The 24,542-nt window shown below is 72.7% G+C and carries 21 protein-coding genes and 1 riboswitch; of the genes, 12 read left to right on the top strand and 9 right to left on the bottom strand.

The window, feature by feature from the left end:
• Window positions 1–89 precede the first annotated feature (89 nt).
• Window positions 90–206: riboswitch (glycine riboswitch) on the bottom strand.
• 218 nt (window positions 207–424) lie between these two features.
• Complete coding sequence (locus O3T09_RS11325) at window positions 425–1,696, bottom strand: Nramp family divalent metal transporter (RefSeq protein ID WP_095695290.1); 1,272 nt, start codon at window positions 1,694–1,696, stop codon at window positions 425–427.
• Between the two features lie 198 nt (window positions 1,697–1,894).
• Between O3T09_RS11325 and O3T09_RS11320 the strand changes: the two genes are divergently transcribed.
• Window positions 1,895–2,266, top strand: a complete 372-nt coding sequence (locus tag O3T09_RS11320) for an ectoine synthase (protein ID WP_020624813.1) — start codon at window positions 1,895–1,897, stop codon at window positions 2,264–2,266.
• A gap of 83 nt (window positions 2,267–2,349) precedes the next feature.
• Window positions 2,350–3,090, top strand: coding sequence for a YoaK family protein (locus O3T09_RS11315; protein ID WP_122054965.1), 741 nt, complete (start codon window positions 2,350–2,352; stop codon window positions 3,088–3,090).
• Here O3T09_RS11315 and O3T09_RS11310 read toward each other — a convergent pair.
• Complete coding sequence (locus tag O3T09_RS11310) at window positions 3,065–4,273, bottom strand: acyl-CoA dehydrogenase family protein (protein ID WP_144918927.1); 1,209 nt, start codon at window positions 4,271–4,273, stop codon at window positions 3,065–3,067. The genes O3T09_RS11315 and O3T09_RS11310 overlap by 26 nt on opposite strands.
• Window positions 4,274–4,423: 150 nt before the next feature.
• Between O3T09_RS11310 and O3T09_RS11305 the strand changes: the two genes are divergently transcribed.
• Together O3T09_RS11305 and O3T09_RS11300 are read left to right on the top strand one after the other, a co-directional pair.
• Window positions 4,424–6,205: an AMP-binding protein gene (locus tag O3T09_RS11305; RefSeq protein WP_144819939.1), complete on the top strand. Its 1,782-nt coding sequence runs from the start codon at window positions 4,424–4,426 to the stop codon at window positions 6,203–6,205.
• Window positions 6,206–6,283: 78 nt separating this feature from the next.
• Window positions 6,284–6,808 (top strand): MarR family winged helix-turn-helix transcriptional regulator, encoded by a 525-nt coding sequence (locus O3T09_RS11300; protein WP_144819938.1) that lies wholly within the window; start codon window positions 6,284–6,286, stop codon window positions 6,806–6,808.
• A gap of 53 nt (window positions 6,809–6,861) precedes the next feature.
• On the opposite strand, the gene O3T09_RS11295 is transcribed toward O3T09_RS11300, so the two are convergent.
• Window positions 6,862–7,635 carry an SDR family NAD(P)-dependent oxidoreductase gene (locus O3T09_RS11295; protein WP_144819937.1) on the bottom strand — a complete coding sequence of 258 codons (774 nt, stop codon included), beginning with the start codon at window positions 7,633–7,635 and terminating at the stop codon, window positions 6,862–6,864.
• Window positions 7,636–7,814: 179 nt separating this feature from the next.
• On the opposite strand from O3T09_RS11295, the gene O3T09_RS11290 reads away from it, so the two are divergent.
• The 4 genes from O3T09_RS11290 to O3T09_RS11275 are packed head-to-tail and all read left to right on the top strand — an operon-like array spanning window position 7,815 to window position 12,271.
• Complete coding sequence (locus O3T09_RS11290) at window positions 7,815–9,341, top strand: CoA-acylating methylmalonate-semialdehyde dehydrogenase (RefSeq protein ID WP_144918928.1); 1,527 nt, start codon at window positions 7,815–7,817, stop codon at window positions 9,339–9,341.
• 34 nt (window positions 9,342–9,375) lie between these two features.
• Window positions 9,376–10,293, top strand: a complete 918-nt coding sequence (gene mmsB / locus O3T09_RS11285) for a 3-hydroxyisobutyrate dehydrogenase (RefSeq protein WP_145950550.1) — start codon at window positions 9,376–9,378, stop codon at window positions 10,291–10,293.
• Window positions 10,290–11,087, top strand: a complete 798-nt coding sequence (locus O3T09_RS11280; RefSeq protein WP_078025387.1) for an enoyl-CoA hydratase — start codon at window positions 10,290–10,292, stop codon at window positions 11,085–11,087. The genes mmsB and O3T09_RS11280 overlap by 4 nt, the downstream gene beginning before the upstream one ends.
• Window positions 11,084–12,271 (top strand): enoyl-CoA hydratase/isomerase family protein, encoded by a 1,188-nt coding sequence (locus tag O3T09_RS11275; RefSeq protein ID WP_115165448.1) that lies wholly within the window; start codon window positions 11,084–11,086, stop codon window positions 12,269–12,271. Before O3T09_RS11280 ends, O3T09_RS11275 begins: the two co-directional genes overlap by 4 nt.
• 88 nt (window positions 12,272–12,359) lie before the next feature.
• Here the strand turns inward: O3T09_RS11275 and O3T09_RS11270 are convergent, their stop codons facing one another.
• Entirely contained in the window at window positions 12,360–13,493 is a 1,134-nt protein-coding gene (locus tag O3T09_RS11270) for an acyl-CoA dehydrogenase family protein (protein ID WP_145950551.1), read from the bottom strand.
• 165 nt (window positions 13,494–13,658) lie between these two features.
• Here O3T09_RS11270 and O3T09_RS11265 point away from each other — a divergent pair, with 165 nt between their 5' ends.
• A complete protein-coding gene (locus tag O3T09_RS11265) occupies window positions 13,659–14,603 on the top strand; it encodes a PaaI family thioesterase (RefSeq protein WP_170079762.1) in 945 nt (314 codons plus the stop codon).
• Between the two features lie 136 nt (window positions 14,604–14,739).
• Here O3T09_RS11265 and O3T09_RS11260 read toward each other — a convergent pair whose 3' ends face one another.
• Genes O3T09_RS11260 through O3T09_RS11250 form a run of 3 tightly spaced genes read right to left on the bottom strand, consistent with a single transcriptional unit; the run spans window position 14,740 to window position 18,300 of the window.
• Complete coding sequence (locus O3T09_RS11260) at window positions 14,740–16,431, bottom strand: cytochrome b/b6 domain-containing protein (RefSeq protein ID WP_233437063.1); 1,692 nt, start codon at window positions 16,429–16,431, stop codon at window positions 14,740–14,742.
• 52 nt (window positions 16,432–16,483) lie between these two features.
• Entirely contained in the window at window positions 16,484–17,521 is a 1,038-nt protein-coding gene (locus O3T09_RS11255) for an electron transfer flavoprotein subunit alpha/FixB family protein (protein WP_063189078.1), read from the bottom strand.
• Window positions 17,518–18,300: an electron transfer flavoprotein subunit beta/FixA family protein gene (locus O3T09_RS11250; protein WP_063189076.1), complete on the bottom strand. Its 783-nt coding sequence runs from the start codon at window positions 18,298–18,300 to the stop codon at window positions 17,518–17,520. The genes O3T09_RS11255 and O3T09_RS11250 overlap by 4 nt, the downstream gene beginning before the upstream one ends.
• Window positions 18,301–18,479: 179 nt before the next feature.
• On the opposite strand from O3T09_RS11250, the gene O3T09_RS11245 reads away from it, so the two are divergent.
• The 3 genes from O3T09_RS11245 to O3T09_RS11235 all read left to right on the top strand — a co-directional run bounded on the left by O3T09_RS11245 (window position 18,480) and on the right by O3T09_RS11235 (window position 22,202).
• Entirely contained in the window at window positions 18,480–19,394 is a 915-nt protein-coding gene (locus tag O3T09_RS11245) for an NUDIX hydrolase (protein WP_063189073.1), read from the top strand.
• A gap of 184 nt (window positions 19,395–19,578) precedes the next feature.
• Complete coding sequence (locus O3T09_RS11240; protein WP_159228292.1) at window positions 19,579–20,997, top strand: L-serine ammonia-lyase; 1,419 nt, start codon at window positions 19,579–19,581, stop codon at window positions 20,995–20,997.
• A 107-nt stretch (window positions 20,998–21,104) separates the two neighbouring features.
• The gene (locus O3T09_RS11235) at window positions 21,105–22,202 is read left to right on the top strand and encodes a YihY/virulence factor BrkB family protein (protein ID WP_225348892.1); all 1,098 of its coding nucleotides are present in this window, start codon (window positions 21,105–21,107) and stop codon (window positions 22,200–22,202) included.
• Between the two features lie 20 nt (window positions 22,203–22,222).
• On the opposite strand, the gene O3T09_RS11230 is transcribed toward O3T09_RS11235, so the two are convergent.
• Together O3T09_RS11230 and O3T09_RS11225 are read right to left on the bottom strand one after the other, a co-directional pair.
• Complete coding sequence (locus O3T09_RS11230) at window positions 22,223–23,233, bottom strand: thermonuclease family protein (RefSeq protein ID WP_122054945.1); 1,011 nt, start codon at window positions 23,231–23,233, stop codon at window positions 22,223–22,225.
• A gap of 150 nt (window positions 23,234–23,383) precedes the next feature.
• Window positions 23,384–24,316, bottom strand: coding sequence for a TspO/MBR family protein (locus O3T09_RS11225; RefSeq protein WP_060974368.1), 933 nt, complete (start codon window positions 24,314–24,316; stop codon window positions 23,384–23,386).
• Window positions 24,317–24,542 lie beyond the last annotated feature (226 nt).

Here is a 24,542-nt window from a genome sequence, read left to right as displayed (position 1 = left end):
AGTTTCCGACGCCCGGGTGGGCGGCTTGCACCGTCGGTGGTCTCGGTCCGGACGCGGGCGCGGCGGAGTGAGACGCTTTCCAGAGCGCCTGACCCCACGCGGTACGGATGCCTGAGAGATTCCCGGGGAGGGTTTGCTCCTTCGGCGGCCTGCTCACGCGGCCGGCCGGGGCAGGACGCGCGCCGACGCTCTCCCGCGCGGGGCATGCGGCGTGCCGCCAGTATCCCACACGTGTACGCCGCGTCACAGGGCCGCCGGGAGGGGCCGGACGGGGCGTGTCGAAGGCTTTCGTTGATGAAACGGCGGCGTGTCGAAGCGCTTTCGTTCAGGAAACGGGTGACGGGAGGAATGGCTCAGTCGCATGCCGTCGGCTCACGACAGTCGGTAAGGGACGTCATTCGGCGGCGCGCCTCATCGCCGGGCCTCAATCCCACAGCCCGGCAAGCCCGCCCAGCTGGTAAACCGCGAGCCCGATGACGACAAGACAGACAAGCCCTCCCAGGGCGTTGGCCAGTGGGCCGTTCCGATGCGAACCCATCAGCCGACGACTGTTCATCACGACCATCAGGAATACGGCCACGATGGGCAAGAGAAGCCCGTTCGCCGCCTGTGCGATGACGATGACCTCCGTGGGATTCGTGCCCGTCAGGGCAATGACGGCGCCGATCGCAAGGACTGCGCCCCACACGATGCGAGCAGGGACGCTGCGCAGATCGGTGTCCTGGCCCAGTGTACCGGCAATCGCGTACGCCGCGCCGAGCGGGCCGGCTACGGCGGACGTGAACCCGGCCGCGAACATGCCCGCCGCGAAGACCCAGCCAGCCGCGTCCCCGAGGAGGGGCTCCAGGGCGGACGCGAGGTCCCGACCGGTCTCGGCCTGCATGCCCTTGACGTACATCCCGCCGAACGCCGTCGCCATCACGGCCAGAGTGATTACACCTCCGACGGAGATCGACACCGCCGTGTCCGTCCTCGCCGCTCGGAGAGATTCCCGCGAATCCAGACCCGGCCCCCATTTCTCCTGCACCAAACTCGCGTGCAGGAAGAGGTTGTAAGGGACCACGGTGGTCCCGATCAGTGCGACCGCCAGCAACGCCGTGCCTGGTGGTAGCCGGGGAATGAACATGCCCATCAAGAGGTCGCCGATCGGAGGCTGAACTAGGACAGCTGTGACGATGAACAGCAGCCCCAATAACCCGACCATGACGGTCAGCACCCGCTCGATCAGTTTGTAGCTGCCCGTCCAGAGCAGAACGCCGATCGTGAGGACGATCCCGATGACGACCACGGGCTGGCTGAGTCCGGTCACACTAGTCAAGGCGAGGGCGGTGCCGACTGTGTCACCGCCGGCGTAGGACGCCCCTCCGATGCCGATCGCCGCGACGACGAGGATCGCCATGACAAGTCGTGCCGGCACCGAGGAGAACACCTCGCGCAGAGCGTGTCCCAGACTCATGCGGGTCGCGAGGCCCAGCCGTCCCGACATCTCCTGCAAGACGATGGTGGCCAAAATTGAGAAGACGACAGCCCAGGCCAGGACGAATCCCTGCTCGGCACCGGTAACGATGGAGGTTGTGATGGTCCCCGGCCCGATGAAGGACGCGGCGATGATTAGCCCCGGACCGAAACGACTAGGCCTCTCGTCTTGGGGCAACACCTCATTGGAGAACCGGCCATCCCTCGCCTGCGTTGCCATCGCGTCTCCTCCATCTCCGGGCCGCATGGGTCAAGATGAAGCGTATACCAGGTGTGATACACATCATAGTGGACCTGGACTATTTCATCCCATATGAGCCCTCACGTGTTGCCCCTCACAGTCTGAGACGGGCATCCTACGATGGAGCCAGGGCTACGGCCCCTTGCCCGACCCACAGAGCTCGCCGAAAGGAACGCCATGTACACCCGCAGCCGGAACGACGTCGAGAAGGTCGAGTGGGGCGGAGGCACCTCCGAACGCCTCATCACCGCGAAGGACGAGATGGGTTTCGCCGTCGCCCACACGATCGTGCGCGCCGGATCGTCCTCGAAGCTCCAGTACCGCAACCACCAGGAGGCCTGTTACTGCATCGCGGGCAACGGCTCCGTGGTGGAGCCGGACGGCACCGTCCACGAGATCACGCCGGGTGTCATCTACGTCCTGCCGGACCACGAGCCGCACGACCTGCGCGGCGGCACCGAGGACATGCACCTGATCTCGGTGTTCAACCCCGCCATCACCGGCGACGAGAAGCACACCCTGTCGGAGGACGGCTACTCCAGCTACTGAGCCCGGGCACGGTGACGGGAGGCGTCGACGACGGCGCCTCCCGCGTCGGCGCCGACGGCGGCGTCCGGTCGTAGGGTGGCGGGGTGCTCAACCTGTGCGCCCCCGAGCGCACCGTGCGCCGCAACACCCACCTGGCGCTGGTGCTGACCGCGATCGCGGGGATCCTCAACTCCGTGGGCTTCGTCGCCGTGGCCACGTACACGTCCCACATGACGGGGATCGTGGCGTCCATGGCGGACGCGGCGGTCCTCCACGCCCCGGGTCTGGTCGGCACGGGCCTGCTCGCGCTGGCCATGTTCATCCTGGGCGCGGTCGTCTGCGCGCTGGTGTTCAACTGGGGCCGGGTCAACGGCCTCCGGTCGCGGTACGCCAACATCCTCCTGCTCGAGGGCGTCGGCATGCTGGTGTTCGGCCTGCTCGCCGAGCACGTCCGCGATGCGCACCGGCCGCTGGTCGTGGTGGCCGTGCTGTGCTTCACCATGGGCCTGCAGAACGCCTTGATCACCCGCATCGGGGCGTGGCCGATCCGCACGACGCACGTGACGGGCATGGTCACGGACATCGGCGTCGAGCTCGGCAAGATCCTGTACCGCAACGGCCCCGGGGCCGCGGCCCCCGTCGTCGGGGAACCGCGGCGCGTGGGACTGCTGGCGCTGCTCGTGGCCCTGTTCTTCCTGGGCGGGGTGGCGGGCGCGGCCGGCTACCTCTGGCTGGGCTTCGAGGTGGTCATCCCGGTGGCCGGCGTGCTGCTGCTCATCGCCCACCGCCCGCTGATCCAGGACCTGCAGGACGCGTGGCTCACACGAAGGCCGAGACGCCCGTGAGGGCACGCCCCACGATCAGGGTGTTCATGCCGTAGGAGCCCTCGTAGGAGTAGATGGCCTCCACGTCCCCCATGATCTTGGCGATCTCGTGCTCCGTGAGCAGGCCGTTGCCGCCAAGGGCGTCGCGGGCGAGCGCCGCCGAGGACCGGGCCAGCCGGGTCGAGGTGGCCTTGGCCATCGCCGCGTGCATCATCTCCATCCGCCCCTCCTGCCGCAGGGTGTCCACCTGGAGCATCATCCCGGCGGAGGCGGCCAGGTTGCCGGCGACCTCGGCGATCTGGGCCTGGATGAGCTGGAACGCGGCCAGTGGGCGGCCGAACTGCTCCCGCCGCAGCGCGTAGGAGCGCAGCACGTCCAGCACGCCCATCTGCGCGCCGACGCCCTGCCAGCCGACCCACATGCGCGAGTCGCGCAGCAGGGCGCGGGTGGCGGCGAAGGTGGTGGCGCCGGGCAGGATCGCGTCCGTGGGCAGGCGCACGTCCAGGGTGATGTCCGCGTTCTGCATGATCCGCAGGCCCATCTTCCCGCTGATTTTGGTGGCCTCGTAGCCGGGGGTTTCGGTGGGCACCACGAAGCCCTTGATCTCGCCGTCGGCGGTGTCGCGCGCCCAGACGAGCGCTACGTCGGCGATCGTGCCGGCCCCGATCCAGCGCTTGGCGCCGCGGATGACCCACTCGTCGCCGTCGCGGGTGGCGGTGGTGGCGAGGCCTCCGGCGATGTCCGAGCCGTGGTCCGGCTCGGTGAGGCAGAACGCGCCCAGGGCGTCGAAGGATTCGAGGCGCCCCTGCCACGTGGCCTTCTGACGCTCTGAGCCCAGGCCGGCGATCATGCCGAGGTTGAGCTCGTTGTGGATGCCCACGAGGGCGGACAGGGACAGGTCCACACGGGCGATCTCCGCGTGCACGAGCTGCTGGAACAGCGAGGACGAGCCGTCCAGGACGAGGCGCCCCAGACCCAGCTCGGCCAGGCCCGGCAGCAGGTCGAACGCGAACTCCTCGGCGTCCCAGTAGCGGGTCAGGTGTGGCCGCACGCGGGTCTGCAGGTGGTCCTCGATCGCGTCGAGCCGGGCACGCTCGACCGGTTCGAGGCGGTCCCGCAGGCGCAGCAGGTCCACGTGGGGCAGGCCGGGGGGGACGGCGGGCGCGCCGGTGGCGGGGAGGGGGCGGTCGGCGAGGGCGGTCATGGCTCTCCTTCGGGGGCGGTCCGACGACGGCGGGCGGTTTCGCCGCGAATCCGACTGTAGGACTTCCAACTATCCAGGTCTGCCAGTAGTGTTCCAGATCACAGGCCCCCGGCCAAGGATCCGTTCAGCAGCCATCCCGAGGAGGGACCCATGACCGTCCAGGACCCCACCGCCGTCGCCGCCCCGTCACCGACGGAGGTGTTCCGCGCGGCCCGCGACCTGCTGGTCGAGTGCCAGACCGACTATGAGCGCGCCCGCGCCGAGTTCGAGTGGCCCCGCTTCGAGCACTTCAACTTCGGCTTCGACTGGTTCGACCGCCTGGCCCAGGACCCGGCCCGCGCGGACGTGCCGGCGCTGATCATCGCCGAGGACGACGGGCGCAGCACCGAACGCACCTTCGCCGAGCTCTCCGCGGCCTCCAGCCGGGTGGCGAACTGGCTCTCCGCGCAGGGCCTGCGCCGCGGCGACCGCCTCATCCTGATGCTGAACAACCAGGTGGAGCTGTGGGAGTTCATGCTCGCCTGCATCAAGCTGCGGGTGGTCATGGTGCCCACCACCACGCAGATGACCTCCGGGGACCTCGAGGACCGCGTGACGCGCGCCGGCGCCGCGTGGGCCGTGGCCGGCGCCGAGGACCTGGCCAAGTTCGCCGGCGTCGGCGAGGACCTGCACCTGGTGCACGTGCCGGGCGTCTTCGCGGAGGGCCCGGCGCGCCGCGCCCCCGAGGTCGCCGGCCACACCGTGCTCTCCTACGACGACGCCGACGACGCCGCCACCGAGCTGACCCCGGCCGAGCCGACCCCCGCCGACGAGACGCTGCTCTTCTACTTCACCTCGGGCACCACCTCGAAGCCGAAGCTCGTGGAGCACACCCACACCTCGTACCCGGTCGGCCACCTCACGACGCTCTACTGGATCGGTCTGGAGCCGGGCGACGTGCACCTCAACGTGGCCTCCCCGGGCTGGGCCAAGCACGCGTGGTCCAACTTCTTCGCCCCGTGGATCGCGGAGGCCACGATCTTCGTGCACAACGCCCGCAAGTTCGACCCCGCGGCCCTGATGGCCAACATGGAGCGCTACGGCGTCACGAGCTTCTGCGCCCCGCCCACCGTGTGGCGCATGCTCATCAAGGCGGACCTGGCGCAGCTGACGACCCCGCCGACCAAGACCATCTCCGCGGGCGAGCCGCTCAACGCCGAGGTGATCGACCAGGTGCACAAGGCGTGGGGCACCACGATCCGCGACGGCTTCGGGATGACCGAGACCACCCTGCAGATCGCCAACACCCCGGGCCAGAAGGTCGTCATCGGCTCCATGGGCCGCCCGCTGCCCGGCATGGACGTCACCCTGCTCGACCCGCTCACGGGCCAGGAGGCCGAGGAGGGCGAGATCTGCCTGCGCCTGGACCCGCGTCCGGTGGGCCTGCTGAAGTCCTACTACGGCAACCAGGAGAAGACGGACGAGGTGTTCCGCGACGGCGTGTTCCACACCGGTGACATCGCCCGCCGCGACGAGAACGGCGTGCTGACCTATGTGGGCCGCGCGGACGACGTCTTCAAGTCCTCGGACTACAAGGTGTCCCCGTTCGAGCTGGAGTCGGTGCTGGTCAAGCACCCGGCCGTGATGGAGGGCGCGATCGTCCCCACCCCGGACGAGCTGCGACTGGCCGTGCCGAAGGCCTTCGTCACCCTCGCCCCGGGCCATGAGCCCACCGCGGAGACCGCCCGGGCGATCCTGCAGTTCACGCTCACCCAGCTGCCCCCGTACAAGCGCATCCGCCGCATCGAGTTCCTCGAGCTGCCGAAGACCATCTCGGGCAAGATCCGCCGCGTGGAGCTGCGCAAGGCCGAGGTCGAGCGCGCCCAGACGGGCGCCGCCCCGGACGGCTGCGGCACCGAGTTCCGGGAGGAGGACCTGGACCTGCAGCGCTGACCGGCCGTTCCCCGCCACCGCCCCGTCCGTGTCCGGCGGTGGCGGGGGACCCCCGGTGCGCCGCTAGTCTGGAGCGCCATGAAGAAGCCACCCCTCGCCCAGGACCCCATCCGGGAGGCCGCCCGGAACTGGGAGCGTCACGGATGGGGTGACGTCGCCCGCCCGATGGCCGCCATCACCTCGATCATGCGAGCCCAGCAGATCCTGCTGGGTCGGACGCAGGCCGCGCTCAAGCCCTACGGGCTCACCTTCGCGCGGTACGAGCTCCTGGCGCTGCTGAACTTCTCGCGCGAGAAGCGGATGCGGATGTCCAAGGCGTCCGCGCTCCTGCAGGTCCACCCCACCTCGGTGACCAATGCGGTGGACCGGCTCGAGGCCGCCGGGCTGGTGGAGCGCACACCCCACGAGTCGGACCGCCGCGCGCTCGTGCTCGCCCTCACGGACGAGGGCCGGCGCGTCGCCGTCGCCGCCACGGAGACGCTCAACGCCGAGGTCTTCGGCCGTTCCGGCTTCGATCCGGCGGACGTGGACACCCTCATCGACGTCCTCGGCCGGTTCCGCGCCGAGGCCGGCGACTTCCAGGTCGACGGCCTCGACGCCTGAGCGCCCCGACGGCGGAGCACACCTCCTCCTGACGCTCTCCGCGGCCGCGCGGCTCAGCGGGGCTCGAGGCGCACGGCGCCGTCGAGCCGGATGACCTCGCCGTTCAGGAACGGATTGGACACGATCTGCTCGACGAGCAGCGCGTAGTCCTCGGGTCGGCCGAGGCGGGCCGGATGCGGGGTCTTGGTGGACAGCGCCTCGCGGGCGGCCTCGGGCAGGCCGGCCATCATGGGCGTCTCCATCAGACCGGGGGCGATCGTGACCACGCGGATCTGCGAGGAGGCGAGCTCGCGGGCCGCGGGCAGGGTCAGCGAGACCACGGCGCCCTTGGAGGCGGAGTACGCGATCTGGCCGATCTGTCCGTCGTAGGCCGCCACGGAGGCGGTGTTCACGATGACGCCGCGGTCCTCGCCGAGCGGCTCCTGCGCCTTCATCGCGGCGGCGGCCTGGGCCATCATCGACACGGTGCCGACCGCGTTGATCGCCAGGACCCGGCTCAGCACCTCGGCGGACAGCGGCCCGTCGCGACCCACGAGCTTGCCCGGCGTCGCCACGCCGGCGCAGTTGACCAGCACCCGCAGCGGCCCGGCCTCCAGCGCGGCGGCCACGGCCTCCCGGGCGGTGTCCTCGGCGGTGACGTCGCCCGTCACGAAGCGCGCACGGGGACCGAGGGCGGCCACAGCGTCCGCGCGGACGGTCTCGCCCTCGCGGTCCGGCAGGTCCACCACCACGACGGCGGCGCCCGCGTCCGCCAGGCGGCGGGCGGTGGCATGGCCGAGGCCCGAGGCCCCGCCGGTGACGATCGCGCTCTGGTTCGACAGGTCCATGGGCGGACCCTCCCTTCCTCCTCGGGATACCCCCCGAGTTCGATAGTTGCATGTCCTACGTTCTCATCTTAGATTAGCGGATGAGTAACCCAGATCACACGCACGGCCGGGCCCGCCCCGCCCGCCGTGGGCGGCGCCGCCCGGCGTCCGCCTTCCGCCTGGACCCGCGAGGAGCCCCCATGTCCGAGAAGACCGCGCCCACCGAGACCGCCCCCGTGATCCCCCACTTCGTGCACGGCGAGCGGCGCGAGGGCGCCTCCGGCCGGCACGGCGACGTCTACCACCCGGCCACGGGCGGCGTGGCGGGGCGCGTGCCGCTGGCCTCCGCCGAGGAGATCGACGCCGCCCTGGCCTCCGCCGAGGAGGGCTTCGCCGCGTGGTCGAGGCTGAACCCGCAGCGCCGCGGCCGCATCCTGCTGCGCTGGGTCGACCTGATCAACGAGAACATGGACGAGCTGGCCACCGTGCTCGCCCAGGAGCACGGCAAGACCTTCCCGGACGCCAAGGGCGACATCCAGCGCGGCATCGAGGTCGTGGAGTTCGCCGCGGGCGCCCCGCACCTGCTCAAGGGTGAGTTCACCGCCGACGCGGGCACCGGCATCGACGTGCACTCCATCCGCCAGCCGCTCGGCGTGGCCGTGGGCATTACGCCCTTCAACTTCCCGGCGATGATCCCGCTGTGGAAGGCCGGCATCGCCCTGGCGGCGGGCAACGCCTTCGTCCTCAAGCCCTCCGAGCGCGACCCCTCCGTGCCGGTGCGCCTGGCCGAGCTGGCCCTCGAGGCCGGCATGCCCGCCGGCGCCCTCAACGTGGTGCACGGCGACAAGACCGCCGTGGACGCGCTCGTCGAGGACCCGCGCGTCAAGGCCGTCGGCTTCGTCGGCTCCACCCCGATCGCGCAGTCCATCTACGCCCACGCCGGCCGCATGGGCAAGCGCGCGCAGTGCTTCGGCGGGGCCAAGAACCACGCCGTGGTCATGCCGGACGCGGACCTCGAGATGACCGCCGACGCCCTGGTCGGCGCCGCCTTCGGCTCCGCCGGCGAGCGCTGCATGGCGATCTCCGTGGCCGTCCCGGTCGGCGAGGAGACCGCCGACCGCCTGATCGCCCTGCTCCGCGAGCGCATCAAGGACCTCAAGGTCGGCCCGTCGCTCGACGTGTCCTCGGACTTCGGCCCCGTCGTCTCGAAGGACGCGAAGGAGCGCATCGAGGGCTGCATCGCGGCCGGTGTCGAGGCGGGCGCCGACCTGGTCGAGGACGGCCGGGGCGTCGTCGTCGAGGGCCACGAGGACGGGTTCTACGTGGGCGCCACCCTGTTCGACCGTGTCACCCCGGAGATGAGCATCTACCGCGAGGAGATCTTCGGCCCGGTGCTCTCCGTGGTCCGCGCGAAGGACTACGAGGAGGCGCTGACGCTCGTGAACGAGCACGAGTTCGGCAACGGCGTGGCCATCTTCACCCGCGACGGCGACGCCGCCCGCGACTTCTCCACCCGCGTGGACACCGGCATGGTCGGCGTGAACGTGCCGATCCCCGTGCCGATCGCCTACTACACCTTCGGCGGCTGGAAGGCCTCCGGCTTCGGCGACCTGAACCAGCACGGCACGGACGGGCTGAAGTTCTACACCAAGACGAAGACCGTCACCACGCGCTGGCCCTCCGGCGTGCGCGAGGGCGCCAGCTTCGTGATGCCGGCCGGCTCGTGACCGCCCCGCAGCCCGTCCCGACCAGGAGGACCCCATGACCACCGTTCTGTTCCTCGGCCTCGGCCACATGGGCGGCCCCATGGCCGCCAACCTCGCCGCCGCGGGTCACCGCGTGCTCGGCTTCGACCTCGTCCCCGAGGCCCTCGAGAAGGCCCGTGCGGCCGGCGTCGAGACCGTCACGGACACGGCCGCGGCGGCCGCGGAGGCCGACGTCGTGCTGACCATGCTCCCCCACGGACGCCTGGTGCTGGACGTCTACCGAGGGGAGGACGGCGACGGCGGCCTGCTCGCCGCCGCCCGCCCCGGCACCGTGTTCCTGGACTGCTCGACCATCGACGTCGCCGAGGCCCGCGAGGCGGCCGCGGCGGCGGAGGCGGCGGGCATGCGGGCGGCCGACGCGCCGGTCTCGGGCGGCCAGGTGGGCGCCGAGGCCGGCACCCTCGCCTTCATGGTGGGCGCCTCGGACGAGGTGTACGCCGAGGTGCTGCCGCTGCTCGAGGTCATGGGCGCGCGGATCGTGCACTGCGGGGCCGCCGGCCTGGGCCAGGCCGCGAAGATCTGCAACAACATGGTGCTGGGCATCAGCCAGATCGCGGTGGCCGAGGCCTTCGTCCTGGGCGAGCGCCTGGGCCTGCAGCACCAGGCCCTGTACGACGTGATGAGCGAGGCCTCCGGGCAGTGCTGGTCCCTCACCACCAACTGCCCCGTGCCCGGCCCCGTCCCCGGCTCCCCCGCGAACCGGGACTTCCAGCCCGGCTTCGCCGGCGCCCTGATGGCCAAGGACCTCGGGCTCGCGCTCGCGGCCCTGGACGAGCAGGGCGTGGCGGCCGACCTGGGGCGCCTCGCGCAGGCCAAATACGCCGAGTACGCCGCCGGAGAAGGCGCCGCCCGCGACTTTTCCGGCATCATCGAGGACATCCGAGCATCACACACGGACAGGAGCGAGGCATGAGCGAGCAGACCACCCCGGACGGCGCCGAGTCGCCGATCATCGTGGAGCGGCAGGGCCGGGTCGGCCACATCCGCCTGAACCGGCCGAAGGCCCTGAATGCGCTGAACGAGGCGACGATGCGTGCCGTCGTCGCGGCGGTGCAGGAGCTGGACACCGACCCGGAGATCGGGGCGATCCTGCTCTCCGGCTCCCCCAAGGCGTTCGCCGCCGGCGCGGACATCAAGGAGATGGCTACCAAGGAGTTCTCCGAGATGTACGCGGCCGACTGGTTCGCCGGCTGGGACGGGCTCACCCGTGCCCGCACCCCCATCGTGGCGTGCGTGACCGGCTACGCCCTCGGCGGCGGCTGCGAGCTGGCCATGATGGCCGATGTGCTCGTGGCCGGCGAGGGCGCGAAGTTCGGCCAGCCCGAGATCAACCTCGGCGTCATCCCCGGCATGGGCGGCTCCCAGCGCCTGACCCGCGCCGTGGGCAAGGCGAAGGCCATGGACATGATCCTCACCGGCCGCATGATCGGGGCCGAGGAGGCCGAGCGCATCGGGCTCGTCTCCCGCGTGGTGGCCGACGAGAAGGCCCTCGAGGAGGCGCTGGAGGTGGCCGCGACCATCGCGTCCAAGTCCAAGCCGGCCTCCTGGATGGCCAAGGAGGCCGTCAACGCCGCGTTCGAGACCACGCTCGCCCAGGGCATCGCCTTCGAGCGCCGCGTGTTCCACGCCGCGTTCGCCACGGCGGACCAGAAGGAGGGCATGGACGCGTTCACGGCCAAGCGCGAGGCGGGGTGGCAGCACCGATGAGCGACGCGCAGACCACCGCGACGACGGCCCCCGCGGCCGCACGGGACGGCGCGGCGGGTGAGGTGCTCCTCGAGGTCCGCGACGGCCTCGGCCGCATCACGCTGAACCGTCCGCGCGCCCTGAACGCGCTGACGCAGGACATGGTCCGGGCGATCGACGCGGCCCTGACCGACTGGGCCGCGGACCCCGCCGTGCGCGGCGTGCTGATCCGCGGCGCCGGGGAGAAGGGGCTGTGCGCGGGCGGCGACGTCGTCTCCCTGCGCGCCTCCCTCCTGGCGGGGCGGTTCGCGGAGGCCGAGGAGTTCTTCCGCGACGAGTACGCGATGAACGAGCGCATCGCCGCCTACCCCAAGCCGTACGTGGCCTTCATGGACGGCGTCGTCCTGGGCGGCGGCATGGGCGTGTCCGCGCACGGCTCGCACCGCGTGGCCACCGAGCGGACGCGCGCCGGCATGCCCGAGACGGCGATCGGGTTCACCCCCGACGTCGGCGGCTCCTTCCACCTCGCCCGCGCACCCTTCCAGGCGGGCCGGCACCTGGCCGCGACCTCGGCGCACGCCTCCGGTTCCGACGCGGTGGCCCTGGGCCTGGCGGACGTCTTCGTGGAGTCCGCCCGGTTGGACGAGCTCGAGCAGGCCCTCGCCGCGGCGTTCGGCGCCCTCGGCCCGGCCGCGGACGCGGGCGCGCGCGACGAGGCCGCCTTCGCCGCCGCCGACGAGGCGCTGGCCCGGTTCGCGGTGGCCGAGGACGCACGGCCCGCCTCCGCGCTGGTGGCCGGCCGGGAGTGGATCGAGGACGCCTACGACCGGGAGACGGCCGCCGAGGTCCTCGCCGCCCTGGACGAGCGCGCCGCCGCTGGCGGGGAGCACGCCGAGGCCGCGGGGCAGGCCGCCGAGGCCATCCGCACCAAGTCCCCAACCGCCGTCGCCGTGGCCCACGAGGCCCAGCGCCGGCTGGCCGCGCGCGGGGCGGACCTGACCGTGGCCGACGCGCTGCGCCAGGAGTTCACGATCGCCACCCACCTGATGCGCGAGCCGGACATGGCCGAGGGCATCCGCGCGCTGCTCGTGGACAAGGACAAGGATCCGACGTGGAGCCCGGCCCGGCTCGAGGACGTCTCGGCCGAGGACGTGGCCGGGCACTTCGAGCCCGTGCCCGGGGTGGACCCGCTGCAGCTCGGCTGAGCCCGCCCCGACGGACGGCGCCCCGTGGTCACGAGTGGTGACCGCGGGGCGCCGTGCTGTGTGGGGCGACCGGGCGGGGCCCCCGACGTCAGCCGATCAGGCCGCGGCCCACGATCATGCGCATGATCTCGTTGGAGCCCTCGAGGATCCGGTGCACGCGCAGGTCCCGGACGAGCTTCTCCACGCCGTACTCGTGCAGGTAGCCGTAGCCGCCGTGCAGCTGCAGGGCGGTGTCGGCGGCCTCGTAGCCGTGTTCGGTGGCCACGAGCTTGGCCATGGCGCACAGGCGCACGGTGTCCGGGTCGTTGCGGTCCAGGGCGTCCGCGGCGCGCATGAGCATCGTGTGGGCGGTCTCCAGCTTCACGGACATGTCCGCGAGCTCGAACACGAGGGCCTGCTTGGTGGTGAGCGGCTCGCCGAACGCGCTGCGCTCCTTGAGGTAGCGGGTGGCCTTGTCCAGGGCGGCCAGGCCGCCGCCGATCGAGCAAGCGCCGATGTTCAGGCGGCCGCCGTTGAGGCCCTTCATGGCGATGCGGAAGCCGTCGCCCTCCTCGCCGAGGCGGTCGGCCACGGGCACGCGGACGTCCTCAAAGATCACCTGGCGCGTGGGCTGGGTGTGCCAGCCCATCTTCTTCTCGTTGGGGCCGAAGGACAGGCCGGGGGTGTCCTTGTGGACCACGACGGCGGAGATCCCCCGGGCGCCCGTGTCCGCGGTGCGGCACATCACCACGTAGCAGTCGGACGCGCCGGCGCCGGAGATGAACTGCTTGACGCCGCTGAGGACGTAGTGGTCGCCGTCGCGGACGGCGCGGGTCTTCAGCGCGGCCGCGTCCGAGCCGGCGCCGGGCTCGGTGAGGCAGTAGCTGGCCAGGTGCTCCATGCCCACGAGGTCGGGGATCCAGCGGGCGCGCTGCTCGTCGCTGCCGAAGGAGTCGATCATCCAGGCGACCATGTTGTGGATGGAGATGTAGGCGGCGAAGGCCGGGTCCGCCTTGGCGAGCTCCTCGAAGATCAGGATCGCGTCCGTGCGCTCCAGGCCGGTGCCGCCGTGCTCCTCCCCCACGTAGATGCCGCCCAGGCCGAGCTCGCCGGCCTCGGCGAGGACGTCCACCGGGAAGTGCTTCTCGGCGTCCCAGTCGAGGGCGTGCGGGGCGACGCGCTGCTCGGTGAAGTCGCGGACGGCGTCGACCAGGGCCTTCTGGTCGTCGGTGATGGGGAACATGGGTTCGTCCTCCTGGGACTCGGGCCGGCCGGGCGGGCGGTCCACGACGGGGTGGTGCGGGGGTGACACCGCGGGCGGCGACAGGGTGTGACTGTCGTCACCATGATAATAGGACATCCAATGATCAGCCGTGTCGCCGCCGGGCCGTGGGCTAGCGTGCTCCCCGTGCAGACCACCACCAGCCCCACCGCGGACTCGCCCACCGGCCCCCGCTCCCACCCCTCCGGCCGCACGGAACAGCTGTTCGGCATCCGCCGCCACGCGCTGATGACCGAGCGGGACGGCGCCCTCAACCCGGCCGCGTTCGAGGTCGGCCCGTGGTGCCTCGACCTGGACGGCCGGCCCACCGGCGCGGCGGCCACCGTGATCATGGACAACGCCACCGCGGTGGCCGTGCACCACGCGGCCCGAGACATCGAGACCGTGGTCACCACCGAGCTGCAGGTCAACGTGCTCGGCCCGCTGCCCGCCTTCGACGCGGCGGTCGCGGCCGGGGACGAGGACGGCCCGCTGCTGGAGTGCTGGACCCGCCCGCTGGCCTGGGATGCTGCCGGCGGCGTGGCCCGCGCGTGGCTCGAGGACGCGGACGGGCGTCGCGTGGTCGAGGCGACCGGCTGGTTCCAGTCGGTGCCGGCCGGAGCGCCGGAGCGGATGGCCGAGTTCGTCTGGGCCGGACGGCTGCCCCGCGGGGCCGAGACCCGCGTGCCCATGCCGGGGCTGCTGGCCGCCCGCCCCGAGTCGTTGCCGACGGCTGATCCGGACGTGCGCCCCGCCGTCGACGCCGCGGCGACCGCGGGCGCCCGCTTCGCCCCGAAGCCGGAGCTGGCCAACCCGTCGGGCGCGGTCCACGGCGGGGCCATGACGCTGCGGGCGGTCACCGCCGCGCAGGCGGCCATGCCGGACCGCGAGCGCTACGACGTCCAGGCTGTGCGCGTGGTGTTCGTGCGCCCGGGGCATGGCGAGATGGTCGCCCTCACACGGGTGCGACACGCCGGCCGGTCCCTGCGCCTCGTGGAGGTGGACCTCGTGCCGGCCGGCGCCGACGGCGTCCCCGTGGCCGACAAGCCGATGGTCCAGGTGCAGGTCACCTTCCGCGCCGCCCGGAGCTGACGCCCCGCACGCCCGAGCACCCGAGCGCTTTCGAACGTGAGAAAGGGCCTATCCCACGTTCGAAAGCGCTCATTCCCCCGAGATCACGTTCGAAAGTCCCGGTGGGAGGAGGAGGGGCCGTCGTCGTGCGGCCGGCTCAGCGGCCCACGGTGCCGAACCGGGAGGCCACGGGGGCCGTGAAGGCGGGCTTCAGGAAGAACCACGCGGCGGCGGTGACCGCCACGCTCACGAGGAACACCACGAGGCCCCACGCGTCGGTGGCCCCGCCGCGCGAGGTGTACATGTGGTTCAGGTTCGTCAGCAGGCCCGTGAAGGCCACGAGGAACACATGCACCACGATGAACGCCACGAAGAAGACCATCACCGGGAAGTGCACCTTGCGGGCCACCTCCATGGGGAACGCCTTGTTCAGTCCCTTGGCCTCCGTGGGGAACCACGAGGACATGCGCCAGCCCGTGAGGGCGGCGAGCGGGGCGGCCACGAACACCACCAGCGCGTAGGAGAGCATCTGCAGCGCGTTGTAATGCACCCAGCCGTTCTCCGTGGGCCAGTCCAGGGACAGGTACTGGATGCCGGCGGACAGGGCGTGCTGGAACACGTGCGGGTCCGTGGGCACGATCCGCGCCCAGTGGCCGGTGACGATCAGCAGCACCACGAAGATCACGCCGTTGAGCAGCCACAGCGCGTCGAGGGCCTGGTGCGTCCAGATGGTGAGCGAGAACTTCTTCGGGGTGTTGCCCCGCGCGGAGAACAGGCCGTCCTTCGTCGGAGTGAAGTTGGCCGGCGGCCGCGTCTCGTGACGGATCTGCAGGCCCGTCCGGATGATCAGCACCATCAGGAACATGTTCAGGAAGTGCTGCCAGCCCATCCACCAGGGCATCCCCTCGGGGGTGCCCTCGGGCAGGACCGGGTGCCCGTCGTAGGTCGCGATGAAGTCCGCCACCGGGTCGAGGCTCCGCAGCCAGCGTCCGGCCAGCACTGCGAGCAGCGCCAGCACGACGACGCCGGCCACCGCCGGCAGCGCCTTGCGCAGGCGGGACGGGGCGGCGGATTCGGCGGCGTCCGTCTCCGCGGCCCGAGCGGGCGTGCCGGTGGCGGCCCCGGGGGCGGCCCGGGGCGGCTGCGCGGTGGAGGCCGGCGGGGCCGAACGGGTGTCCGGCGCGGTGGGAGCCGGCTCCGCAGCCGGCGCCGCGGCCACGGGGGCGGCGACGGCCGGTTCCGCATCGGCCGGCTCCGCGGCGGCGGGCTCGGCGGTGGCCGGCTCGGCGACGACCTCCTGCGCCACCATCTCCGGCGCGGTGGGGCCGCCCACGGCGGCGAGCTCGGTGAACCACTCCCCCTCCCGGGCGAACGGCACGTACCCGGCCATGCGTCGCCGCTTCGCGAGCGGCACGAGGTCGGACTCCACGGGAGCGCCCACCCCGGCCGCGGCCGGCGCACCGGTCGCGGAGGCGACGACGGCCGCCACGTCCGGCACGACGGGCTCGGTCTCCGCGGGTGCGGGGGCCCGCGTCGGGGACGCCGAGGCGGCGATCGGCTCGGGCGCGACGGACCGCGCCGGGGCGGCGGCCGGGATCGATCCCGCGGCCGGGGCGGGGGCGCCGCCGAGCCACTCGGCCTCGCGGGCGAACGGGACGTACCCGGCCATGCGGCGTCGCGCGGACAGGGGCGTGAGGCCCGACGTCGGCGCGGTCGGCGCCACCGGGACGGCGGCCGCGGCCGAGGCGGGGGCCGCCGTCGTGGTGTCCTGCGCCGGGGCGGGGGCGGGCTCGGTCTCGGCCGGGGCGCCCTTCAGGGGGACGTAGCCGGCCATTCGCTGCTTGGGCATGCTTCTCCTCGTCCGAGGGGCGCGGTCCGCAGCGGACCGCGCCCGCACCGGTTCAGCCGCGGCGGGTGCGCAGCTGCTCGATGACCTGCGGGACCACCTGGAAGATGTCCCCGACCACGCCGAAGTCGGCGTGCTCGAAGATCTCGGCGTCCTCGTTCTTGTCGATCGCCACGATGGTCTTGGCGGTCTTCATGCCGGCCAGGTGCTGGATGGCGCCGGAGATGCCGAGGGCGATGTACAGGTTCGGGGACACGATCACGCCGGTCTGGCCCACCTGGCGCTCGGCCGCGGTGTAGCCGGAGTCGACGGCGGCACGCGAGGCGCCCACGGCGGCGCCGAGCTCGTCGGCGAGCTGCTCGACGATCGCGAAGCCCTCCTCGGAGCCCACGCCGCGACCGCCGGCGACGACGGTCTTCGCGCCGCGCAGGGGCGGACGGGCGGAGTTCTGCGTGCGGGCGTTCACCTCGAGCACCCGGGCGCCGGCGGTCACCGGGCCGAGCTCGGCGGCGGCCAGCTCCACGACCTCGGGCGCCTCGACGGCCGGGGCCCGGTCCGCGACGGCGCCGGGGCGCACGGTGATGATCCGGGGGCCGCCCTCGCCGGTGGACTCGCTGAGGTAGTCGCCGCCGAACACGGAGTGGCGGGCGATGACCTCGTCGTCGGCCCAGCGCAGCCCCACGGCATCCGCGCAGACGGGGCCGCGGGCGCGGACGGACAGGCGGCCGGCCACCGCGCGGGACTCGGGGCTGCCGGAGAGCAGCACGGCCACGGGCGCGGTGCGGGCGGTCGCGGCGGCGAGGGCCTGCACGGCGGCGTCGCCCAGGGTGGTGGCGGCGTCGTCGGCCACGAGGACGTGGACGCGCGTGGCGCCGTACTCCCCCAGACGGGCGACGGCGGCGTCCCTGCCCTCCGCGCCGGTCACGAGGACGGCCTCGGGCACGCCCACGGTGGCGGCGGCGCCGAGGAGCTCGGCCACGATCGGGCGGAGCGCTCCGTCCGCGCCGATCTCGGCGTGCACCAGCACGGTCTGGCCGCTGTTCGCGGCGTCGGTCTGCGTCGTCATCTCGGTCTCCTCCACGTTCGCGCTCACACGAGCCCCCGACCCGCGAGGAACTCCACCAGCCGCTCGGCGGCGGTGCCGTCGTCGGTGACCTTCTCGCCCGCGGCACGCTCGGGACGCGTGTCCGCCGAGACCATCACGGAGCGGTAGGCGGCCTCGGCCGGGCCCGCGGCGATGCCGAGGTCGGCCAGGGACAGCACGGTGAGCGGCTTCTTCTTGGCCGCCATGATGTTCTTGAAGTTCGGGAACCGCGGCTCCGCGGTCTTCTCCGTCAGGCCCGCCACGGCGGGCAGGGCGACGGCGGCGCGCACGTCCGCGTCCGAGGTCGCCACGGTGCCGGTCAGCTCGCCGTCGGCCAGCTCGGGGGCCTCGGCGTGCGGCAGGTAGGGCCGCTCCAGGAGCTCGGCGACCATGGCGGGCACCACGCCGGTGCCTCCGTCCGTGGACAGCGTGCCGGCGAGCACGAGGTCGGCGCCCTCCTTCTCGACGGCCGCGGCGATCACGCGAGCCGTCTGCACGGCGTCCGAGCCGACGAGTGCGTCGTCGGTGATCTGCACGGCGGAGTCCGCGCCCATGGCCAGCATCTTGCGCAGGGTCTTCGAGGAGTCCTCGGGGCCCACCGTCAGGGCCACGACCTCGATGTCCGCGCCGGCGTCCCGCCAGCCCAGGGCGACCTCCATGACGCGCTCGCTGATCTCGTCCGGCACGGGCTCGGCCGCGCCGTCGCGCACCACCCAGCCGGTCTCCAGGCTCAGCTCACGCTCCTGCCACGTGTCCGGCACCTGCTTGGCCAGCACCAGGATCTTCACGGCCTCTCCTCCTTGGGTCGCGGTCTCGCCCCGGGGCCTCCGCCCCGAGCGCGGCGACTTACGCTACAGACTACGGGTCCGCGCACATCCGGGCCGCATGACCCCCGCGCGGGAGCGGCCGGGGCCGCCGTCGTCGGCCCGCGCGTCCGGACCATGATCGCCCGAACCGAGGAGGCACCGTGAGCCCCGCCGCCCCGCCCGCCGAGCCGTCGGCCGCCGAGGACCGGCCCCGGGTCCCGGCGGTGCCCGCCTCCTCCCTCGTGCTGGTCAGACCCGGGGCCGGCGGCGAGATCTCGGTGTTCACCGTCCGCCGCGCCGGGACCATGGCCTTCAGCGCCCACGCCACGGCCTTCCCCGGCGGCCGCGTGGACCCCGCGGACGACCTGCCGGACCGGCTGTGGGAGGGCACGGATCTGGCCGAGTGGGGCCGGCGCCTGGGGCTGCCGCACGAGCCCGTGGACGCCCACGGCACCCTCACGGAGCTCGACCCCGCCGAGGGCGCCGGTCGCGTGCTGGCCGCCGCCGTCCGCGAGACGTTCGAGGAGACCGGAGTGCTCCTGGCCCGGGACGCCGTCACCGGCACTCCCGTGGACCCGGCCCGGGTGGCCGCGTTCCCCGACGAGCTGCGCGACGCCGTCGAGCGCCACGAGGTGGACTTCGGGGAGCTGCTCGACCGCGAGGGGCTGCGCCCCGACGCCGGCGCGCTCGTGCCGTGGTCCCGGTGGATCACCCCGCACGGGGGCCCGCGCCGCTACGACACGTTCTTCTTCGCCGTCCACCTGCCGCAGGGTCAGTCCCCCGAGCGGATGTCCTCCGAGGCGGCCAGCCACGGCTGGGCGTCCCCCGCCGAGCTGCTGCGCCGCTTCCGGGCCGGCAAGGTCAACCTGATGGCCCCCACATGGTGGCAGCTGCGCACCCTGGTCGACGCCGGCGAGGACATCCACGCGGGCCGCTCCCGGTTCGAGCCCCTCGAGGGGGTCATGCTCGTGGCCGGGCAGGGGCCCGTGTTCCCCCACGCGGACGAGTATCTGCGTGACCTGACGGCGTTCCGCGCGGCCGCGCAGGTGGAGGAGTCCAAGGACAACATCCTCTGAGCGCTCCCGGCTCCGGGCCGTGCGGTGGGTGACGGGCCGGAGAGCAGCGCGGACCGCGAGCCGCGACCCCATGGCCTGCAGGGCCCCGTGCCCCTAGTCTGGTCTGCACTGGATCTCCCGGCTCCGCGCGTCCGGCCCCCACCCCCGGCCACCGCGCGTCCCGCTCGCACCCTAGGAGCACTGCATGGCGCTCAGCGTCCTCGACCTGTTCTCGATCGGCATCGGCCCGTCCTCGTCCCACACCGTGGGACCCATGCGCGCCGCCCGCCGCTTCACGGACAGCATGGGCCAGCACGGCGTCCTCGAGCGCACGGCCCGCGTGCACGCCGAGCTGTTCGGCTCGCTGGCGGCCACCGGCGTGGGCCACGGCTCGGACACCGCGGTGCTGCTCGGCCTGGCCGGCCAGGACCCTGAGACCATCGACCCGGACGCCTGCACCGGGCTCGTGGAGGAGATCGTCACGGGCGGCCGGCTGCCCCTGGACGGGCGCCACGAGATCGCCTTCGACCGGCAGGGCGACCTGACGCTGCACATGCGCGAGTCCCTGCCCGGGCATCCGAACGGCATGCGTCTGACCGCCTACGACGACGCCGGCGAACAGCTTCACACCCGCGACTACTACTCGGTGGGCGGCGGCTTCGTGGTCACCTCGGACGAGCTCGAGGCCGAGCTGGACGCCACCAAGGACGTCAACCGCACCGACGACGGCGACACCGGCGAACCGTACCCCTTCTCCACGGGCGCCGAGCTCGCCGCCCGCTGCCACGAGGCGGGCCTGAGCATCGCGGAGCTCATGCTCGCCAACGAGGCCACCCGGCACGACCTCGACGAGCTGCGCACCCGGCTGCTGGCCATCTGGGCCGTCATGGAGGAATGCGTCCACAACGGCGTGACCCGCACCGAGCCGATCCTGCCCGGCGGACTGCAGGTCCGCCGTCGGGCCCCCGCGCTGCGGGAGCACCTGCTGCAGACCACCGACCGCACCGACCCCATGTGGGCCATGGAGTGGGTCAACCTCTTCGCGCTCGCGGTGAACGAGGAGAACGCCTCGGGCGGGCGCATCGTCACCGCGCCCACGAACGGCGCCGCGGGCATCATCCCGGCCGTCATGCTCTACTACATGCGCTTCGTGCTCCCCGAGGGCGCCACTCAGCAGGAGCGGGACGACAAGGTGGTCGAGTTCCTGCTCACCGCGGCGGCGATCGGCATCCTGTACAAGCGCAACGCCTCCATCTCCGGCGCCGAGGTCGGCTGCCAGGGCGAGGTCGGCTCGGCCTGCTCCATGGCGGCGGGCGCGCTGTGCGCCGTGCTCGGTGGCACCGTGGACCAGGTGGAGAACGCGGCCGAGATCGGGATCGAGCACAACCTCGGGCTGACGTGCGACCCCGTGGGCGGCCTGGTCCAGGTGCCGTGCATCGAACGCAACGCGATCGCGTCGGTGAAGGCCATCAACGCGGCCCGGCTGGCGCTGCTCGGGGACGGCTCGCACCGGGTGACCCTGGACCAGGCCATCAAGACCATGCGCGACACCGGCGCGGACATGAAGTCCAAGTACAAGGAGACCTCGCGCGGCGGCCTGGCCGTGAACGTCATCGAGTGCTGATCGCCTGGGTCCGCGGCCCAGCGCCGCTCCGGTCGGGACGGACGGGGCACCCGTCCGCTACCGTGGGGCCCGATCCGCCCCCTGCCCCCGAGCGCGAGAGGACCGACGTGGCCATTCATCCTGTGGACGCGACCCTGGAGGCCGCGAAGATCGATCCCGACCAGCGTGCCGAGCGGCTCAAGGGGGTGAAGCTCGACGGCGCCGGCTGGAAGTACGCGCTCACGCGCGCGCTCAAGGAGTTCGGCAACGACGGCGGCACCGACCTGGCCGCGAAGCTCACCTACTACCTGGTGCTCTCGCTGGCCCCCTCGCTGCTGGCCGTGTTCTCCATCCTGTCCCTCGTGCTCGCCTCCAACCGCGGAGCCATCGACGATCTGCTGGGGCAGCTGACCGGTCTGGTCCCGAGCGACTACCAGGCGCTCGTCACGAACCTGGTGACCACCATGAGCGACTCGGCCGCCTCAGGCGGCGGGATCATCGCCCTCGTCATCGGCATCGCGACCGCCCTGTGGTCCGCCTCCGCGTACGTGAAGGCGTTCAATCGCTCGGCCAACACGGTGTACGGCTACGAGGAGGGCCGCGGCCTGGTGAAGCTGACGCTGACCAACCTGCTCACCACGCTCATCCTGATCGTGGGCATCGTGGTCGTGCTGATCTCGCTGGCGCTGAACCGCTCACTCGTGGACGGCTTCCTCCAGCCGATCGCCGGCCCGCTCGGCATGACCGGCGTGGTGAACTTCCTCTCGGACACGTTCCTGCCGGTGTGGGCGTGGGTGAAGTGGCCCGTCGTCGTCCTGATCCTGCTGGTGCTGATCGCGACCCTGTACTACACCACCCCGAACGTCCAGAAGCCGCGCTTCCACCTCTTCGGCCCCGGCAACATCGTGGCGCTGGTGGGCATGGTGCTGGCCGCGGTGGCCCTGTCCGTGTACTTCACGCAGTTCGCCGGCTACTCGGCGTACGGCGCGATCGGCACGATCATGGCGCTGCTGTTCGCCCTGTGGATCTTCAACATCGTGCTGCTGCTCGGCCTGGAGGTCGACGCCGAGGTGGAGCGTGCCCGCCAGCTCGAGGCCGGCCTGCCCGCCGAGGCTCGGGTGCAGCTGCCCCCGAAGGACGTGGCCGGGGTGGAGAAGCGCGCCGAGAAGCAGACGGCCGTGGAGGAGCGCGGCTACGAGCTGCGGGCGGTCCACGAGGGCCGCTGACCGCACCCGACGCGGGGCCCTCAGCGCCGGGCCGCCCGGTAGCCGTCCGCCTGGGCCGCGGCGGCGGAGGCGTAGCAGTTGCGCGCGTTGGTCTTGCCGTAGTGCTGCTGACCGGGCATGTGGTAGATGCCCGAGTTGTCGTTGGCCTTGACCGGGTGGGAGTCCGGGCACACGGAGTCGGCTCCGCGCACCGGCCCCGCGTCGCCGGACGCGGGGGCCGCCTCCGGGGCGGGGGCCGGGGCCGCCTCCGGGATGGGCTCTGCCGCGGCGCCGCACTCCCCGGAGAACCTGCCGACGCCGTTCGCCCGGGCCTGCTCCCACGCCGCCTCGACCTCGGGCAGGAAACGGTCGTTGCCGTCGAAGACCGCCGGCTCGCCGTACCCCAGGCGGGCCATCTCGGCGTTGACCAGGACGCCGTCGGCGTACACGCCGGCGAGGAGGCGGTCATAGCGGTCGTAGAGCCGGCGGTCGTACCGCAGCACCACCGTGTCGCCGGGGCTGATCATCGACTTCAGCGCCGCCGTCGCCTCCGGGCCCATGCACTCGACCGGCTTCGAGGGGTGACGGGTCTCGGGGGTGTCGATGTTGAGCAGGCGCACCCGCGTGGACACCTCGCCGAGTGTCACGCGGAGCGTGTCGCCGTCCGAGATCGACTCGACCGTGACCACGTCGCCCTCGACGTCGGCCGGGGCGGCGGGCGCCGCCGGCTCGGCACTGCGGGAGCCTTCAGCAGTACGCGACTCCTCCGCGGCACGTGCGGCACGCGACTCGGCGGCCCCGCTCGAGGACGACGCTGCGGCGCGCGAGCTCTGCGCGGCGGAGGATGAGGCGGCCAGCGACGACGCAGCGGCGCGACTCGTCGCGGCCGCGTCGACGGACGGGGTGGGCGTCGTCGGCATCGTGCTGACCGACGCGGAGGTGTCGGCGGCGCTCTCCGGGGTGACGCCGTCGTCGGTGGCGGTGCAGCCGGTGAGCAGGAGCAGAGACAGTGCGGCCGCGGGGAGCGCCGCGCGCAGACGGGCAAGGGGCACGAGGATCCTGGAGGGGAAGGGACGGGGACATGACGAAGGCCCCGCCGTGAGGCGGGGCCTTCGGATCACCACATCATCGCATGTGGGAGGCACAGGTGTAGCCGCACGTCACGACAGCATCGGTCCCCGTTCCGTCAATGACGACGGGGGTCAGCGACGGCCGTCGATGGGGTCGCCGCCGCCGTCGAGTGCGTCGAGGACGAGGTCGCGGGCCTCGCCCGTCGCGGACCGGCGGGAGAGCAGCAGCGCGGCCAGCCAGCACAGCAGGACGATCGCCGCGCCGCCCCACGCCAGGAGGGCGAGGCTGCCCGAGAGCAGCCCCGTGCCGTCCGCGCGGCCGACGCCGATCCACACCAGACCCCACGCGAGCGCGAACGCCGGAGCCGGGCGGCCGCCGTTGTACACGGCCGTGAACGCACCGATCAGCACGGCCACCACGAGCATCACCTTCGCCCAGAGGGACGACTGCCCCGGATCGCCGACGACGCCGGTCGAGGCCAGCCACGCGGCCAGGTTCGCCACGGCGGCGATCGAGACCCAGCCCAGATGCAGGCCCTGCACCCCGTCCAGGAGGATCCGCTCACCCCAGCTGTGCGCGCGGACGGATTCGAGGAGCACCAGGATCCACGCCAGGCACGCCAGCAGCAGCGCGATCACCACGACGCTCAGCCCCAGCAGCCCGGCCTGCACCGTCCAGATCCACGCGGCGTTGAGCAGCACCGAGACCAGGATCCACGGTCGCAGGCGGTCGTGACGGGCGGACTGGGCCGAGGCGAGGAACTGCCACACGGCGTACGCCAGCAGCCCCGCGTAGATCACGGACCAGATGCCGAACGCGGGGGTCGCCGGGGACACCCAGGTGGCGTCCGGGCCGAGCCAGCCGCCCGCGGCCTCGGCCACGGGGGTCAGGCCGCCGACGACGCCGGAGCCCAGGAACGCGGCCACGACCGCGAGGATCACGACCACGAGCATGGCCACCCGGCCGCCCGTCGAGGACAGCCCCGTCCCCGAGCTGGGGACGCGCGCCGCGGCGTCGGGGCCGAAGGGGCTGCGGGACGGGCCGAGGTCGGTGGCGGTGCTCATGGGTGCTCCCGTGGGGTGATCGTCGGGGGTGTGCCCCGGGCGGGGCGGGTCTCAGGGTCAGCGTAGCCGCCGGGCCCATCGCGGGCACGGGCCACCGCGGCCTAGGTGTTGTGGGTCATGAGGTTCTTGACATGGGTACCGGGCTGAGATGAGACGAGTGGGCCTCTCCCGCAGGATGGAAGTTCCTACACCACCCACCTGCCCGAAAAGACCCACTCATGACTCA

This window comes from Micrococcus sp. H39-S4 (assembly GCF_027158145.1).
GTDB lineage: Bacteria > Actinomycetota > Actinomycetes > Actinomycetales > Micrococcaceae > Micrococcus > Micrococcus luteus.
This window is presented reverse-complemented; position numbering and strand designations above follow the sequence as displayed.

Excerpts from the sequence above, each read along its gene's own strand:
- O3T09_RS11325 (WP_095695290.1), bottom strand. The coding sequence starts at position 1,696 with ATGGCAACGCAGGCGAGGGATGGCCGGTTCTCCAATGAGGTGTTGCCC.
- O3T09_RS11320 (WP_020624813.1), top strand. The coding sequence starts at position 1,895 with ATGTACACCCGCAGCCGGAACGACGTCGAGAAGGTCGAGTGGGGCGGA.
- O3T09_RS11310 (WP_144918927.1), bottom strand. The coding sequence starts at position 4,273 with ATGACCGCCCTCGCCGACCGCCCCCTCCCCGCCACCGGCGCGCCCGCC.
- O3T09_RS11305 (WP_144819939.1), top strand. The coding sequence starts at position 4,424 with ATGACCGTCCAGGACCCCACCGCCGTCGCCGCCCCGTCACCGACGGAG.
- O3T09_RS11300 (WP_144819938.1), top strand. The coding sequence starts at position 6,284 with ATGAAGAAGCCACCCCTCGCCCAGGACCCCATCCGGGAGGCCGCCCGG.
- O3T09_RS11295 (WP_144819937.1), bottom strand. The coding sequence starts at position 7,635 with ATGGACCTGTCGAACCAGAGCGCGATCGTCACCGGCGGGGCCTCGGGC.
- O3T09_RS11290 (WP_144918928.1), top strand. The coding sequence starts at position 7,815 with ATGTCCGAGAAGACCGCGCCCACCGAGACCGCCCCCGTGATCCCCCAC.
- mmsB (WP_145950550.1), top strand. The coding sequence starts at position 9,376 with ATGACCACCGTTCTGTTCCTCGGCCTCGGCCACATGGGCGGCCCCATG.
- O3T09_RS11280 (WP_078025387.1), top strand. The coding sequence starts at position 10,290 with ATGAGCGAGCAGACCACCCCGGACGGCGCCGAGTCGCCGATCATCGTG.
- O3T09_RS11275 (WP_115165448.1), top strand. The coding sequence starts at position 11,084 with ATGAGCGACGCGCAGACCACCGCGACGACGGCCCCCGCGGCCGCACGG.
- O3T09_RS11270 (WP_145950551.1), bottom strand. The coding sequence starts at position 13,493 with ATGTTCCCCATCACCGACGACCAGAAGGCCCTGGTCGACGCCGTCCGC.
- O3T09_RS11260 (WP_233437063.1), bottom strand. The coding sequence starts at position 16,431 with ATGCCCAAGCAGCGAATGGCCGGCTACGTCCCCCTGAAGGGCGCCCCG.
- O3T09_RS11240 (WP_159228292.1), top strand. The coding sequence starts at position 19,579 with ATGGCGCTCAGCGTCCTCGACCTGTTCTCGATCGGCATCGGCCCGTCC.
- O3T09_RS11225 (WP_060974368.1), bottom strand. The coding sequence starts at position 24,316 with ATGAGCACCGCCACCGACCTCGGCCCGTCCCGCAGCCCCTTCGGCCCC.